Genomic DNA, 14,816 nt, shown 5'->3' with positions numbered 1-14,816 from the left:
CGACCGCATGATGATGACCTCCCGGGCGGCGGCGCACACGGCGGCGCGCCGGAGGTCAGGTCTGGCGCGGATCACCCCTGAGGACGGCGAACCGCGCTCCGTACGGGTCCTCGAGCCGGGCGAGCCGGCCGACACCGGCGAGGGACGTGGCGGGCATCCGCACCGCGCCGCCCAGCTCGACGGCCCTGGCGACGACGGCGTCCGTGTCCTCCACTCCGAAGTAGGGCAGCCAGGAGGGGCGCCCGGCCTCGGCCCCGGCGGGTTCGTCGGCCGGGGGGACCATCCCGCCGAACATGGCCTCCTCGCCCGTCCCGGCGGGGTTGAGCGAGGTGTAGACCCCGCCGGGGAACCCCACCGCCGAGGTCTGCCAGCCGAGGGCCGTGCGGTAGAACGCCGCGGCACGGGCGACGTCCGGGGTGTGCAGCTCGACCCAGCACAGGGCACCGGCTTCACCGGCCGCTTCGACGCCCGCGCGCCCCGCCGGCTGCCAGATGCCGAAGGAGGCACCGGCGTGGTCGGCGAGGACCGCCGCTCTGCCCTGCTCCATGACGTCCACCGGCGGCATGGGCACACTGCCTCCGGCTTGCCGCGCCGCCCTCGTGGTGGCGTCCGCGTCGGGGCTCTGGAAGTAGACGGTCCAGGCGGGCGAGCCCTGCTCCGGTGCGACGGGCATGCCGCCGGCGACGATCCGCCCCGCCAGCTCGAAGAAGCCGTAGCCGCCGGCGTCGGGTCCCGCCGAGCGGAACGCCCAGCCGAACAGGGCGCCGTAGAAGGACGCGGTGCCCTCGATGTCGGGCGTGCCGACGTCGATCCAGCTCGGGGCGCCGTCGACGAAGCGGGTGGTGAGCATGGTGCCTCCTGGGGGAGCTCCCGTCGCCTGCCGTGCCGAGTCTTCCACCGCCCGGGGACAACCACCGCCGGAGCACCCGGACGGGCGAATACCGGGCCGCTCCACCGCCCCGGTCCGGCCGCAGGCGCCGGCCGCACGCGCCGGTGGCGCGGGCGGTGACGCGGGACCGGGCTTCCGGCGCCCCCGTGCGCGGGGTCGCTCAGGCCGAGGCGCGGCGGACCAGGGTCGTCGGGAGGACCACGCTGGACGGCATGACGCCGGTGTCCTCGTCCGCGGTGGCGGGGCGGTCGAGGTCGCGGAGCAGCAGGCGGGCCATGAGGCGGCCCATCCCCTCTATGTCCTGACGGACCGTGGTGAGGGGCGGTTCGGTCTGTTCCGCGATCGGCTGCATGTCGTCGAAGCCGACCACGGCCACGTCGTCCGGCACCCGCCGCCCGTGCTCGCGCAGCACGCGCAGGGCGCCCGCCGCCGTCAGGTCGTTGGCGGCGAACACCGCGTCCAGGTCGGGACGGCGCCCGAGGAGTTCCCGCATCGCCCGCTCACCGCTCGCGGCGGTGAAGTCGCCCTCCACGACCAGACCCGGATCGGTGTCCGCCCGCACGTCCCGGAAGCCGTCGAGCCGGTCCACCCCCGAGGTCTGGTCGAGCGCGCCGGTGATGTGGGCGATGCGGCGGCGGCCCAGTCCGAGCAGATGCCGTACGGCGTCGCGGGCGCCGCCCCGGTTGTCGCTGTCGACGTAGACGACGCCGTCCCGGCCGCCGTCGGAGTCGGGCCGGCCGCCGAACACCGTCGGCAGACCCGCGCGTCGGATCAGCTCGGGCAGCGGGTCGTCGATGTGGAGCGAGAAGACCAGGGCGCCGTCCACGTGTCCGCCGGCCAGGTAGCGGCCGACGCGGGCGTGGTCGTCGCGGTCCTCGGTGAGCAGCAGGACGAGCTGGTTGTCGTGCGCGGTCAGTTCCTTGCTGATGCCGCGCAGCTGCCGGGCGAAGAACGGGTCGGCGAAGACCCGGGTTTCCGGTTCGGCGACGATGACGGCGATGGCGTCGTGCTGCTTGGTCACCAGGCTGCGGGCGGCCTGGTTCGGCACGTACCCGAGTTCGTCCACCGCCCGCCTCACCCGTTCGGCCAGGGGTTCGCGCACCCCGTCGGAGCCGTTGACCACGCGGGAGACCGTGGCCCGGGAGACCCCGGCGCGCGCGGCCACGGCCTCCAGCGTGGGACGCGGCACTGTCTCGGTCACTTGGGCGCTCCTCACCTGCGGCTGCGGGAAAGGATAGCCCCGGCCCGCCCGGGCGGGAGAGCGCTCTCGGATGACGTCCGGCGCGTCAGTGCCGGTGCTCGGGCCGCTCCTGCGGGGCCTGCCCGTGCGCGTGCTCGTGCGGGTCGTACCCGGGAATCGTGCCGTCCGGCTTCTTCACCAGGAACAGGCCGACCATGCCCATGTCGGAATGGCTCTGGACGTGGCAGTGGTACATCCAGGCGCCCGCGCCGACTCCCTCCCCCGCGATGATCTGGAAGCCGAAGGAGTCGGCCGGGCCGCAGATCTTGTTGTCGATGACCTGGCTGGGGTCGTCGGGGCCGGTGAGCATGCCGGTGCGGTTGTCGGCCCAGCGGTGCCCGTGCATGTGGAAGGTGTGGTAGTACTCGCCGTGCGTGATCATGACGATCTCCACGCGGTCGCCCACGGTGGCCTCGAAGTTCGGGCCGGTGTGGGCGGGCCTGTTGTTGATCGTCATGTCGTTGAACACGATGGTGTGGGTCGCGTCGGGCAGGACGTCGCCCTTGCGGCGCACGATGACCGGTCCGTACAGGCCGTTGCGGATGCCGCCGGTGCCGTGTTCGGTGCCGACGACGTGGTCGTGGTAGTGCCAGTAGCCCGCGCTGCCCGCCCGCCAGGTGCCGTCGGCGCGCCGGCCGGGCTTGTGGGTGCGCCAGGTGTAGGTGCGGGTGCCGCCCGGTTCGACGTGGCTCTTGTTCTGCTTGGTGCCGTCGCTGGAGATCTCGTAGTCCAGGCCGTGCACGTGCAGGCTCACCGGCACGTCCATGGTGTTCTCGAACTCGACGTGCAGCGTGTCGCCCTCGTTGAGCTCGATCAGCGGGCCCGGTATCGACGCCTTGCCCTTCTCCAGGCCGTAGCCCATCTGTCCGCCGGCCAGCCGCTCGGCGTACATGGTGACGCGCCGGACCTCTCCCCCGGCGGGCGCCGCCCCCGCCGCCGCGGCGGTGCCCGCGGACTCGGGCGCGCTCACGGCCTCCGGCGCGATGGACAACGATGTCGTGGCGGCCACGCCGCCCAGCAGTACCCGCCGGTTGAAACCGCGTCTGTCCATGCCGGACTCCCCAGGTTGCTGTCATGAACCTGTGAAACCGTAGCGGCCCGCTCCTTGTTTATCCACACTCAGGACAAAGTTCGGTTCATTGCGGCCATAGGTATTGGCGTGTGACGCAAAGAGGTCTAACTTCCTTGACGCTGTTGCTGCGACCGAGGAGGGGTGGGTGGCCACGTGCGGTCCACATCGCATCAAGAACCCATGCGCTTACGAGGGTTGAGCACGAAAAGCGCCACGGGCGCACGGAGGACGAGAACGAGGCGGCGCCTGTGGGCGGCCACCGTGACCGCCGGCGTCGTCAGCGCCGGACTGCTGTCGGGTCCCGCCGCCAGCGCGCGGCCGGCCCCGGATCCGTCCCTGACAACGATGTCCATCAAGTCGCCCCCGGGCGGCGCGAACGTACGTGTGCTGCTGTTCCACGGGTCGGCCGCCGGAGGTGACGAATCACCGCTGGTGAACGCCGGCATCGCGGCGATCGAGCGGATCGGCCTGACCGGCCCCGAGAACCAGCGGTTCTCGGTCACCGCCACCGGCAACGCCTCCGTCTTCACCAACGCCGAGAAACTGGGCCGCTTCAACACGGTGGTCTTCCTGACCGGCGGCGGGGACGTCCTCGACCCGGACCAGGAGGCGGGCGTGGAGGCGTACATGGAGGCCGGCGGCGGCTTCCTCGGGCTGCACGACGCGGCCCGCGCGGAGCCGTACTCGGACTGGTTCACCGGTCTGATCGGTGCCCGGCCCGCGGCCTCCAGCCCCGGCACGGTGCAGCGGGCGACCGTCGAGGTCGGCGACCGCGCGCACCCGGCGACCAAGGGCCTGCCGACCCAGTGGAAGCGGCCCGACACATGGCTGAACTGGGTGAAGAACCCCTCCGGCGACGTGCACACGGTCGCCAGGGTGCGCGAGTCGACGTACGCGCCCGGCGCGAGCGCCAACGGCTGGGACCATCCCGTCAGCTGGTGCCGCGACTACGACGGCGGCCGCTCCTTCTACACCGGCATGGGCGGCACGGTGTCGTCGTACGACGAGACCGACTTCCGCGAACACCTGCGCGGCGCCCTGCTGTGGACCAACCGTCTCGTGCGGGCCGACTGCAAGGCGACGATCACCGGGAACTACAAGGCGGAGCGGCTCACCCAGCCCAACCAGCCGGGGCAGAACGACCAGATCGGCGAACCGCACGGGCTGGTCACCGCACCCGACGGCCGGGTGTTCTACATCGGCCGGGGCGGAGCGGACGCCTCCCAGCCGGTCGTCACCGACTGGAACGACCCGGACATCGGCAAGGGCAAGGGCGAGATCCACGTCTACGACCCCACGACCAAGAAGGTCACCCTCGCCGGAGCGCTCACCGTCTTCGGCAACAAGGGCGGAGGCGACGAACTGCGGAAGGTCGAGGAGGGTCTGCTCGGCATCGAGCTCGACCCGGCGTTCGAGCGGAACGGCTGGGTGTACCTGCACTACACGCCCCACTCCGGGATCGACCGGGACACGCGCATGGCCGACCGGCGGGTCTCCCGCTTCACGCTCGACCACGCCACCAACAGGCTGGACCTCTCCAGCGAGAAGGTGCTGCTGGAGTGGCCGGTGCAGATCCACAGTTGCTGCCACGCGGGCGGCGGGATGGCCTGGGACTCCAAGGGCAACCTCTACATCGCCACCGGTGACAACAACTCCAGTGGCTTCAGCGGCGGTTACTCGGGCAACAACCCGGAGCCGAACTACAAGGGCGTGTCCTTCGCCGACGCGCGCCGCACCGCCGGCAACACCAACAACCTCAACGGCAAGATCCTGCGCATCCACCCGGAGCCGGACGGCACGTACACCCTCCCCGAGGGCAACCTGTTCACCGGCGAGGAGACCGCCGAGGGCGGCGGGAAGACGCGCGGCGAGATCTACGTGATGGGTGTGCGCAACCCCGCGCGCATCTCCGTCGACAAGAAGACCGACGTGCTGTACGCGGGCTGGGTCGGCCCGGACGCCGGTTCCCCGTCGACCACCTGGGGCCCGGCGAAGTACGACACCTTCGCCGTCATCACGGAGGCGTCCAACCGCGGCTGGCCGTACTGCATGGGCAACAACCAGCCCTACCGGGACCGCAACCTGCCCGACCCGTCCAAACCGCTGGGCTGGTACGACTGCGACGCCCCGAAGAACGAGTCGCCGAACAACGACGGTCTGGTCAACCTGCCGCCGGTGACCCCCAACAACATCTGGTACTCGCCGCAGGGCGGTGCCCCGGACTTCCCGCGCGACGCGAACGGCGTTCCGTCGTACGTGCAGGACGAGGCGACCTACCGGCTGCCCTGGCTGAAGGGCGGCGGCCAGGCCGCGATGAACGGGCCGGTCTACCGCTACGACGCCGCCGCGGCCGGCGAGGGCACGTGGCCGGCGTACTGGGACGGCAAGTGGTTCGTCGGTGACTTCTACGACGCCGACCAGCCGCGCAACGCGGTACTGATGGACCCGAAGACCCAAGGGGACGGCGGTCTCCCGGTGCACTCGGAGTCCCTGAAGAAGATCGTGCCGGTCGGCAACGACGGCATCAAGAACCTCATGGGCTGGGAGTTCGGCCCTGACGGCGCCCTGTACGTCCTCGACTACGGCCGCGGCTTCTTCACCTCCGACGGCAAGTCCGCGCTGTGGCGGGTCACCTACACGGGCGGCGGCCCCACCCCGGCCGCCGGCCAGTTGGCGAGGAAGGCCGGATGAAACCAGTGACACGGCAACGAAGAGTCTGGGCCGGCCTGCTGGCCGCCCTGCTGATGACGCTCGGTCTGCAGACGTCGACGTCCGCGGCCGGGGACCGGGGACCGGCGGCCGCCGAGGCGGCGGAGCAGGTGCTGACCTGGACCGCCGGCGACAGCATCAGCGCGTACACGTCCGCGCCGGCGACCGCGGTGGCCGGGCCGGCGACGATCGTCTTCGAGAACAGCGCGGCCACCGGCAACACCACCGGCATGCCGCACACGCTGACGTTCGTCACCTCCGACCCGGAGTTCAACAACGACGTCCAGCTGAACATCCTGGCCAACCCGGGTGACGCCCAGGGCGGCCGGCACACCGCGGAGGTGACCCTCACTCCGGGCCGGTACTTCTACCACTGCACCATCCCCGGCCACGGCGAGATGCAGGGCATCCTGACGGTGACCGAGGGCGGCGGCGAGGACACCACCGCGCCCGAGGCCACGGCGAAGGTGACCGGCACGCAGAACTCCGCGGGACAGTACGTGGGTTCGGCGAGCGTGAGCGTCGAGGCCACCGACTCCGGCTCGGGCGTGGAGCGGATCGAGTACGCCGTCGGGGCCGACGGCGCCTGGCAGCCGTACACCGCCCCGGTGGTGGTCGACCAGGTCGGCACCCACACGGTGCGCTACCGCGCCCTGGACAAGGCGGGCAACGTCTCGGCGGAGAAGAGCGTGGAGTTCACCGTCGTCGCGCCGCCGACGGACGACACCACCCCGCCGGAGACCTCGGCGACGGTGGACGGACAGAAGAACGCCGACGGCCACTACATCGACATGGCGACGGTCACCGTCACCGCGTCGGACACCGGCTCCGGCGTCAACACCATCGAGTACGCGATCGGGGCGGACGGCGCCTGGCAGGCGTACACCGGCCCGGTGATGGTGCACCAGGCCGGGACGCACACCGTGCGCTACCGCGCGACCGACAAGGCGGGCAACGTGGCGACGGCCGGAAGCGTGGAGTTCACCGTCGTGGCCGCTCCCCCGCAGGACACCACCCCGCCGGTGACGGGCGTGAGCGTCACCGGAGTCAGGAACTCCGACGGCGCCTACGTCGGGGACGCCACGGTGACGGTCAGCGCCACCGACGGGCACGGCGGTTCCGGCGTGGCCGGCATCGAGTACTCGCTGGACGGCGGGCCGTACCTGGCGTACACCGTGCCCGTGGTCGTCGACCGGGCGGGCAGGCACACCGTGGCCTACCGGGCGAGCGACAAGGCCGGCAACACCTCCGCGGCGCTCACGGTGAGCTTCACCGTGGTGGCCGGCGGCGGGGTTCCCGCGCCCAGCTGTCCGGAGTACGACGAGCGGCTGACCGTGATCGTCGGCACGGTCGACTCGGGCGTGCCCAACCGGGTCACCAACAACCGGTGCCGGATCGGCGAGCTGATCGAGGACGAGAAGCAGTGGACCTCGCAGGCGCTGTTCCTGAAGCACGTCACGGGCGTCCTGGACGCCCTCAGGAAGGAAGGGGTCATCGACAAGCGGGAGCGCAAGGCCATCAACCAGGCGGCCAAGCAGTCCGGCATCGGCACGCCCGGCCAGACCGACGGCTACCGCACGATCCTCGACGGCACCGAGGTGTCGTTCGCCAAATGGCAGCAGGTGGGCGGCGGTTCGTTCGCGCTCAACCCGGACGGGTCGATCACCTCCGGCACCACGCGGGGCGGACTCGGCATGCTGTGGTTCCCCGAGCGCACCTACGGCGACTTCTCGCTGAAGCTGCAGTGGCGTGACGACGCTCCGGGCACCGGCAACGCCAACTCCGGTGTGTTCGTGCGGTTCCCGCAGGTCCACGACCACCCGGAGGAGTCGCGGCCGGAGTGGGTCGCCATCAAGTACGGGCACGAGGTGCAGGTGTTCGACTCGCCCACCGGCGACATGTACAAGACGGGCTCGGTGTACGGCTTCGACCGGGTGGGCCTGGCCGGTGCGGGCGTGACGCAGAAGGGCACCTGGAACGACTACGAGATCCGCGTGGTGGACCAGCACCACTCGGTGTACCGCAACGGTGTGCTGATCAACGAGTTCGACAACACCGGCGGCCAGGACTTCGCCCCGCCGCGCTCGGACGACCCGGGCACGGACGGGCGGCGGTTCGCCGCCGGCTACATCGGGCTGCAGGTGCACGGCACGTCGGACGTCGTCTCCTACCGGGACGTCCGGATCAAGGACCTGTAGCCCCGCGCGGCTCCGGGTGAAGCGACCGGGTCAGGAGGCCGGTGGTTTCGGCTTCCTGGCCCGGCTCGGCTGCACCCGGCTGGGCTCCCCCGGCATCTTCGGGTACTCGGGCGGGTACGGCAGGTCGCCCAGGCCGTGGTCGTGTTCGTCGCGGCGGGCGAGTTCGAGCAGCGGTTCCAGGGAGAACGCGTGATCGTCCATGTCCGCGTGCACGTCGCCGAGTTCGGCGAAGCGCGCGGGCATGGTCGTGAGGTCGAAGTCCCGCGGGTGGGCGACGCCGACCTCCTCCCAGCGCAGGGGCGCCGAGACGGGCGCGTGCGGCCGGGGGCGTACGGAGTAGGCGGAGGCGATGGTGCGGTCGCGGGCGGTCTGGTTGTAGTCGACGAAGATGCGTTCGCCGCGCTCCTCCTTCCACCACTTGATGGTCACCCGCTCCGGCATCCGGCGTTCCAGTTCCCGGCCCACGGCGATGGCCGCGCGGCGGACCTGGGTGAACGTCCAGCGCGGTTCGATGGGCACGAAGACGTGGATGCCGCGTCCGCCGGAGGTCTTGGGCCAGCCGCGCAGTCCGCCGAACTCCGCGAGGACGGACCGTAGTTCGTGGGCGGCGCGAGCGGCGTCGTCGTAGTCGGTGCCGGGCTGGGGATCGAGGTCGATGCGCAGTTCGTCGGGGTGGTCGACGTCGGCGCGGCGCACCGGCCACGGGTGGAAGACGAGCGTGCCGTACTGGGCCGCCCACACGACGGCCGCCTCCTCGGTGGGGCACATCTCGTCGGCGCTGCGGCCGCTGGGGAAGGTGATGTGCGCGGTGGGGATCCAGTCGGGCATGCCCTTGGGTGCCCGCTTCTGGTAGAACCACTCGCCGGTGACGCCGTCCGGGTAGCGCTGCAGCGTGGTGGGTCTGTCACGCAGGGCGCGCAGGATGCCGGGGGCGACGGCCTGGTAGTAGCGGGCGACGTCCAGCTTGGTGTAGCCGTGCTCCGGGAAGAAGACCTTGTCCGGACTGGACAGGCGTACGGTCCGGCCGGCCACTTCCAGTTCCACCGCGTCACCCATGCGAGCCACGGTAGGGGTAACGCACATACCTCGCACACCGGGCGGAGACGGGCGTGTTCGCGCAGAATCGGAGCATGGATCTTCCCGTCATGCCGCCCGTGAAGCCGATGCTCGCCAAGTCGGTGGCGAAGATCCCGCCGGACATGCAGTACGAGGCGAAGTGGGACGGCTTCCGGGCCATCGTGTTCCGCGACGGGGACGAGGTCGAGCTCGGCAGCCGCACCGGCAAGCCGCTGACCAGGTACTTTCCCGAGGTGGTGGCGGCGGTGCGGGAGCGGCTGCCCGAGCGGTGCGTGATGGACGGGGAGATCGTCGTCGCGCGGGAGGGGCATCTGGACTTCGACGCGCTCACCGAGCGGATCCATCCGGCGGACTCGCGGGTGCGGACGCTCGCCGAGCGGACCCCGGCCTCCTTCGTGGCCTTCGACGTGCTGGCTCTGGGGGACGAGTCGCTGCTGGACGTGCCGCTGTCGGACCGGCGGGAGCTGCTGGTCCGGGCGCTGGAAGGGGTCACCCCGCCCGTGCACGTGGCCCCGGCGACGCGGGACGTCGAGGTGGCGCGGGGGTGGTTCGAGCAGTACGAGGGGGCGGGGCTGGACGGGGTGATCGCCAAGCCGCTGTCCTCACGCTACCGGCAGGACGAGCGGGCCATGTTCAAGATCAAGCACGAGCGCACGGCGGACGCGGTGGTCGCCGGGTACCGGCTCCACAAGAGCGGCCCGGTGGTGGGTTCGCTGCTGCTGGGCCTGTACGACGAGGGCGGCGCCCTCCAGCACGTGGGTGTGTCCGCGGCCTTCTCCATGAAGCGGCGGGCGGAGCTGATCGAGGAGCTGGCGCCGCTGAGGATGGACGACGTGTCGGGCCATCCGTGGGCGGCCTGGGCGGACGAGGCCGCCCACGAGACGGCGCGGCTGCCCGGCGCGCCGAGCCGCTGGTCGGGGAAGAAGGACCTGACCTGGGTGCCGCTGCGGCCGGAGCTGGTGGCCGAGGTGGCCTACGACCACATGGAGAACGGGCGGCGTTTCCGGCACACCGCCCGCTTCCGCCGCTGGCGCCCTGACCGGACTCCCGAGAGCTGCACCTTCGCGCAGTTGGAGGAGCCGGTCCGCTACGACCTCGCCGAGATCCTGGGCGGCCCCTGAGGCGGGGCCGCCGCCGGGTCGGGGCCGCGGTCGGGCCGGGGCCCCGGTCGGGTCAGGGCCGGAGCACCACCTTGACCGCGCCGTCCTGCTTCTTCTGGAACATGTCGTAGGCGTGCGGTGCCTCGCTCAGCGGCAGGTGGTGGGTGGCGAAGTCGTCGACGCCGAGGGGGTCCTCGTCGGTGAGGTAGGGGATGATCTCGTCGCTCCAGCGGCGTACGTTCGCCTGGCCCATGCGCATCTGGATCTGCTTGTCGAACATGGTGAGCATGGGCATCGGGTCGGCCATGCCGCCGTAGACACCGCTGATCGAGATGGTGCCGCCGCGGCGCACCAGTTCGATGGCCGTGTAGAGGGCGGCGAGCCGGTCGACGCTGAAGCGTTCCGCCATCGGGCCGCTGAGTTTGCGGGGCAGCAGGGCGGAGGCGTTCTGCACCATCCGGGCCGTCGCGCTGCCGTGCGCCTCGGTGCCGACCGCGTCGATCACGGCGTCGGGGCCGCGGCCGTCGGTCTGGTCGCGGATCGCGGCCACGAGTTCCTTGTCGTCGTCGAAGGAGCGCAGGTCGAAGGTCTCCACGCCCCGTTCCTTGGCCCGGCGCAGCCGCTCGGGGACGAGGTCGACGCCGAACACCCGTCCGGCCCCCTGGACCTGGGCGATCCGGCAGGCCATGTCGCCGATGGGGCCGAGCCCGAGCACGGCCACGCTGCCGCCCTTCGGGACACCGGCGTAGGCGACCGCCTGCCAGGCCGTGGGGAGCACGTCGGAGAGGTAGAGGAACCGGTCGTCGGAGGGTCCCTCGGGGACCTTGATCGGGCCGTACTGGGCCTGCGGGACGCGCAGGTACTCGGCCTGGGCGCCCGGTACCGCGCCGTACAGCCTGGTGTAGCCGAACAGCGCCGCCCCCATGCCCTCGGCGCTGACCTGGGTGGTCTCGCACTGCGTGGGGAGGCCGGTCAGGCACATCCAGCAGTTGCCGCAGGCGATCTGGAACGGGACCACGACCCGGTCGCCGACCTGGAGGTCCGGCACCGCCGCGCCGACCTCCTCGACGATCCCCATCGGCTCGTGACCGAGGATGTCGCCCGGTGTCATGAACGGGGTCAGCACCTCGTACAGGTGCAGATCGGATCCGCACAGTCCGCTGGAGGTGACGCGGATGATCGCGTCCGTCGGCTCCTCGATCCGTGGGTCGGGCACGGTCTCCATCCGTACGTCCCGCTTTCCCTGCCAGGTCAGTGCCCTCATGGCCGCCCGCTCCCTCCGTCGTGGCCGGTCTGCCGCTCGCGCGGTGGGCGTCCGGGTACCCGAGGGGCCACCCACCGAACCCGCGGGTCGCTGAGCCGATCGGCGGAGGCCGCCGCGCGGGTCCGCGTCCGACCCCCTCTGGCCAGAGACAATCAGAAAAGCGCACAATCGAGACAACGGATGCTATGAGGCGGGCGCGGTGACGACGGTGGGCACGGAACGAGGAGCGCGCCGACGGCGTGGGACGGCGGCGGGGATGCTGCTCACCGCCGTGCTGACGGCCGGCCTGGCCGCGAGCTGCACGACGTCGGACGGCCCGCCCGACGACGGACGGGGAACGGCCCGTGAGTCGCCCACGGAGTCCGGCGGGCAGGACAGCCCGCCGCCGCTCGCGGTGAAGATCGACAATGCCCCCGCCGCCCGCCCCCAGACCGGTCTGGACAGCGCCGACGTGGTGTACACCGAACAGGTCGAGGGCGGCAGCAGCAGGCTGATCGCCGTGTACGCCACCGAACTGCCCGCGTCCGTCGGGCCGGTGCGCAGCGCCCGGGAGTCGGACCTGGAGCTGCTGCGCCAGTTCGACCGGCCGCTGCTGGCCTTCTCCGGCGCCCAGAGCAAGCTGATGCCGCAGATCGAGCGGGCACCGCTGGAGGCGGTGACACCCGAGTCGGAGCCCGACGCCTACACCCGGGACCCCGGCAGGACCGCGCCCCACAATCTGTATCTGCGCCCGGAGCGGCTCTTGGACGACCCGCCCGGCGAGGCCGCCCTGACCACCGGCTTCCGCTTCGGCGCGGCCCCCGCGGACGGCGAGCCCCGCAACGACCTCACGGTGCGCTATCCGGCGGCCCGCTTCACCTTCACCTGGTCCGGCGCCCAGGACCGCTGGCTGGTGTCGATGGACGGCTCCCCGGCGCTGACCGCGCAGGGCGAACGGCTGGCGCCCGCGACGGTGGTGGTGCAGTACGTGACCGTGCGGCCCTCCGGCTTCCGCGACTTCCTCGGCAACAACACCCCGTTCACCGAGACGGTGGGCTCCGGGGAGGCCACCGTGCTGCGCGACGGGCGCGCCTGGGAGGCGAACTGGAAGCGGCCGGCCGCCGAGGACGGCACGTCGTTCACCACCGACTCCGGCAAGCCCATGAACTTCGCGCGCGGCCAGGTGTGGGTGGTGTACGCGGAGGCACCCTGAACCGGTCCGGTCCGGTCCGGTCCGTGCGGGACGGCGAGCGGCGGGGCGGGGTCGCGCAGGCCCTCGGCCGCGCGTGCCGGCGGAGGAGGACGCGCAGCCGGGCCCGCGGTGGTGCGGGGCTAGCGGAGTCCCGCGCCCGCGGCCAGTTCGGCCCTGGCCCGCTCCGCCAGGCCGTCCGCGCCGCAGGAGCGGGCCAGGGCCAGACCGCGTTCGAGGTCGGGGACGGAACGGGCGAGGATGCCGTACTCGACGCGGGCCGCGGCGTGTTCGTACTGGCAGGGCGAGGCTTCCAGGTAGGTGACCGCCTGGGCGGCCAGACGGACCGCGCGCTGGCCGGTCTCCAGTGCGGCGGCGACGCGCAGCGCCTCACCTATGGCGGTGTCCGTGCCGAGGCGTTCGGCGTGCCGGCGGACGTCGACGGCGAGCCGGGCGGCGCGGGCGGGGTCCTCGCCGGCGAGGGCGCGGGCCAGGTCGGAGGCGGCGAAGACGTGCACGGGGTGGTGGTGGCCGCGGGTGGCCGCGGCCTTCTCCGCCGCCTCCAGTTCGTTGATGCCCTCCTTGGTGCGGCCGGCGGCGAGCAGCAGCCGGCCGCGTACGGAGCGCGGGTCGGGCAGCACGATGGTGGACGGGTAGGGCGGGGTGAAGCCGTGCCGTTCGGCCATCGCCCAGGCCTCGTCGACGTGTCCGCGGGCGAGCAGGGTGTCGACGAGGTTGCAGGTGGCCGTCCAGTAGAGGGGGAGTCCGCGGCCGACGCGTTCGGCGTGGCGCAGGGATTCGCGCAGGGACGCCTCCGCCGCCTCCAGACGGCCCCGCCTGCGGTGTGCCAGACCGACGTAGACGTGCGCCAGGACCAGGTGGCCGCCGCTCCAGCCCGCCGTGTCGTAGGCGTGCAGGGCCTCGCTGTAGAGGCTCTCGGCGCGGTCGAGCCGGTCGGTGTAGGCGTAGCAGCTCGCCAGCATCAGCAGGAGTTCGACACCCCACTCGGAGTCGGTCCAGCCGAGCCCCGGTGCGAGGCGGCCGTTGACGAGGGCGCGGTCGCAGACCTCGACGACCTCCTCGGCGTTCTCGCCGCGCATCATCGCGTCGAAGCCGCGCAGGATCAGCAGCGCCCGTTCGGAGTTGTCGCGGCCGGTGCAGGTGGCGGCGAGCCGGGCGAGGCGCTCGGAGCGGCCGGGGGTGGGGGTTTCCCCGGCGTGGATGCCCTCCCACATGAACCGCACCGCCTGGAGCCGCATGCGGGCGGGTCCTGGTTCGAGCCGGGCGGCCTCCGCCTCGACGGTGCGGACGGCCTCCTCCATCTGGTCGTTGTGCAGCAGGGCCTGGGAGAGACGGATGACGGCGTCCACGCGGCGGCTGCCGTCGAGGCCGGGCATGCCGAGCGCGGTGCGCAGATGGCCGATGGTGCGGGCCGGCGCGGTGAGGAAGGTGGCGCTGCCCAGTTCGTACAGGACGTGCGCGTGGACCTCGGGGCGGGGTGGCTCCTCCAGCGCGCGTTCCAGGCAGCGGCGGGCGGCGTCCGGGGCGCCGACGGCGAGGTGTTCGCGGGCGGCCTCGCGCAGTTGCCAGACGAGTTCCTCGTCGTCGTCCGGGTGCACTTCGAGGAGGTGGCGGGCGGCCGCCGCGGCGCCGCGCCCGGAGTCGGTGACGATCCGGGCGGCGATGCCGTGCATGGCACGGCGCAGGGCGTCGGGGATGGAGTTGTAGACGGCGGTGGCGATGAGGGGGTGGACGAACTCGAGGTCGGCGGGTCCGGGTCGGTGCGTGGCGGCCGGGTCGGGGGCGGTGAGTATGCGGGCGGCGCGCAGGCGTTCGGCGCAGCGGGCGGCGTCGTCGGCACCGAGGGTGGCCAGTTGGGCGACCAGGTCGACGGTGATGCCGGTGCCGAGGATGGCGGCGGCCCAGGCGAACCGGGTGGCGTCGATGCCGAGTTCTTCCAGGCGGGCGACGAGGCCGCCGCCGCGGGCCGAGCGGTTCAGGTCGCGCAGGGCGCCGGCGTGGGCCTCGACGGGCTGGAGTTCGCTGTCCTGGACCTTGGCGAGGAGTTCCACGGTCTCGTAGGGGTTGCCGGCGGTGAC

Annotated in this window: 10 protein-coding genes; 4 read left to right on the top strand and 6 right to left on the bottom strand. The window is 72.3% G+C overall.

Annotation, left to right across the window (positions count from 1 at the left end; translation table 11 throughout):
• Nucleotides 1-55 precede the first annotated feature (55 nt).
• The 3 genes from IE172_RS32290 to IE172_RS32280 all read right to left on the bottom strand — a co-directional run bounded on the left by IE172_RS32290 (nucleotide 56) and on the right by IE172_RS32280 (nucleotide 3,180).
• Nucleotides 56-850, bottom strand: coding sequence for a VOC family protein (locus IE172_RS32290; protein WP_190100907.1), 795 nt, complete (start codon nucleotides 848-850; stop codon nucleotides 56-58).
• A gap of 199 nt (nucleotides 851-1,049) precedes the next feature.
• Nucleotides 1,050-2,090 (bottom strand): LacI family DNA-binding transcriptional regulator, encoded by a 1,041-nt coding sequence (locus tag IE172_RS32285; RefSeq protein WP_190100906.1) that lies wholly within the window; start codon nucleotides 2,088-2,090, stop codon nucleotides 1,050-1,052.
• 85 nt (nucleotides 2,091-2,175) lie between these two features.
• On the bottom strand, nucleotides 2,176-3,180 hold the full coding sequence (locus IE172_RS32280) for a multicopper oxidase domain-containing protein (RefSeq protein WP_190100905.1): 1,005 nt from the start codon (nucleotides 3,178-3,180) through the stop codon (nucleotides 2,176-2,178).
• Between the two features lie 201 nt (nucleotides 3,181-3,381).
• On the opposite strand from IE172_RS32280, the gene IE172_RS32275 reads away from it, so the two are divergent.
• Entirely contained in the window at nucleotides 3,382-5,892 is a 2,511-nt protein-coding gene (locus IE172_RS32275) for a ThuA domain-containing protein (RefSeq protein ID WP_438817031.1), read from the top strand.
• Complete coding sequence (locus tag IE172_RS32270; protein ID WP_190100903.1) at nucleotides 5,889-8,108, top strand: OmpL47-type beta-barrel domain-containing protein; 2,220 nt, start codon at nucleotides 5,889-5,891, stop codon at nucleotides 8,106-8,108. Before IE172_RS32275 ends, IE172_RS32270 begins: the two co-directional genes overlap by 4 nt.
• A gap of 30 nt (nucleotides 8,109-8,138) precedes the next feature.
• Here the strand turns inward: IE172_RS32270 and ligD are convergent, their stop codons facing one another.
• The gene (ligD, locus tag IE172_RS32265; RefSeq protein ID WP_190100902.1) at nucleotides 8,139-9,164 is read right to left on the bottom strand and encodes a non-homologous end-joining DNA ligase; all 1,026 of its coding nucleotides are present in this window, start codon (nucleotides 9,162-9,164) and stop codon (nucleotides 8,139-8,141) included.
• A 74-nt stretch (nucleotides 9,165-9,238) separates the two neighbouring features.
• Between ligD and IE172_RS32260 the strand changes: the two genes are divergently transcribed.
• Nucleotides 9,239-10,306, top strand: a complete 1,068-nt coding sequence (locus IE172_RS32260) for an ATP-dependent DNA ligase (RefSeq protein ID WP_190100901.1) — start codon at nucleotides 9,239-9,241, stop codon at nucleotides 10,304-10,306.
• Between the two features lie 52 nt (nucleotides 10,307-10,358).
• Here the strand turns inward: IE172_RS32260 and IE172_RS32255 are convergent, their stop codons facing one another.
• Nucleotides 10,359-11,549: a zinc-dependent alcohol dehydrogenase gene (locus tag IE172_RS32255; RefSeq protein ID WP_190100900.1), complete on the bottom strand. Its 1,191-nt coding sequence runs from the start codon at nucleotides 11,547-11,549 to the stop codon at nucleotides 10,359-10,361.
• A 256-nt stretch (nucleotides 11,550-11,805) separates the two neighbouring features.
• On the opposite strand from IE172_RS32255, the gene IE172_RS32250 reads away from it, so the two are divergent.
• Nucleotides 11,806-12,741, top strand: a complete 936-nt coding sequence (locus IE172_RS32250) for a DUF3048 domain-containing protein (protein ID WP_190100899.1) — start codon at nucleotides 11,806-11,808, stop codon at nucleotides 12,739-12,741.
• A 119-nt stretch (nucleotides 12,742-12,860) separates the two neighbouring features.
• On the opposite strand, the gene IE172_RS32245 is transcribed toward IE172_RS32250, so the two are convergent.
• Nucleotides 12,861-14,816, bottom strand: a 1,956-nt coding sequence (locus tag IE172_RS32245) for an ATP-binding protein (RefSeq protein ID WP_190100898.1), incomplete at its 5' end; no start/stop codon positions are given.

This window comes from Streptomyces griseoflavus (assembly GCF_014649995.1).
GTDB lineage: Bacteria > Actinomycetota > Actinomycetes > Streptomycetales > Streptomycetaceae > Streptomyces > Streptomyces griseoflavus.
This window is presented reverse-complemented; position numbering and strand designations above follow the sequence as displayed.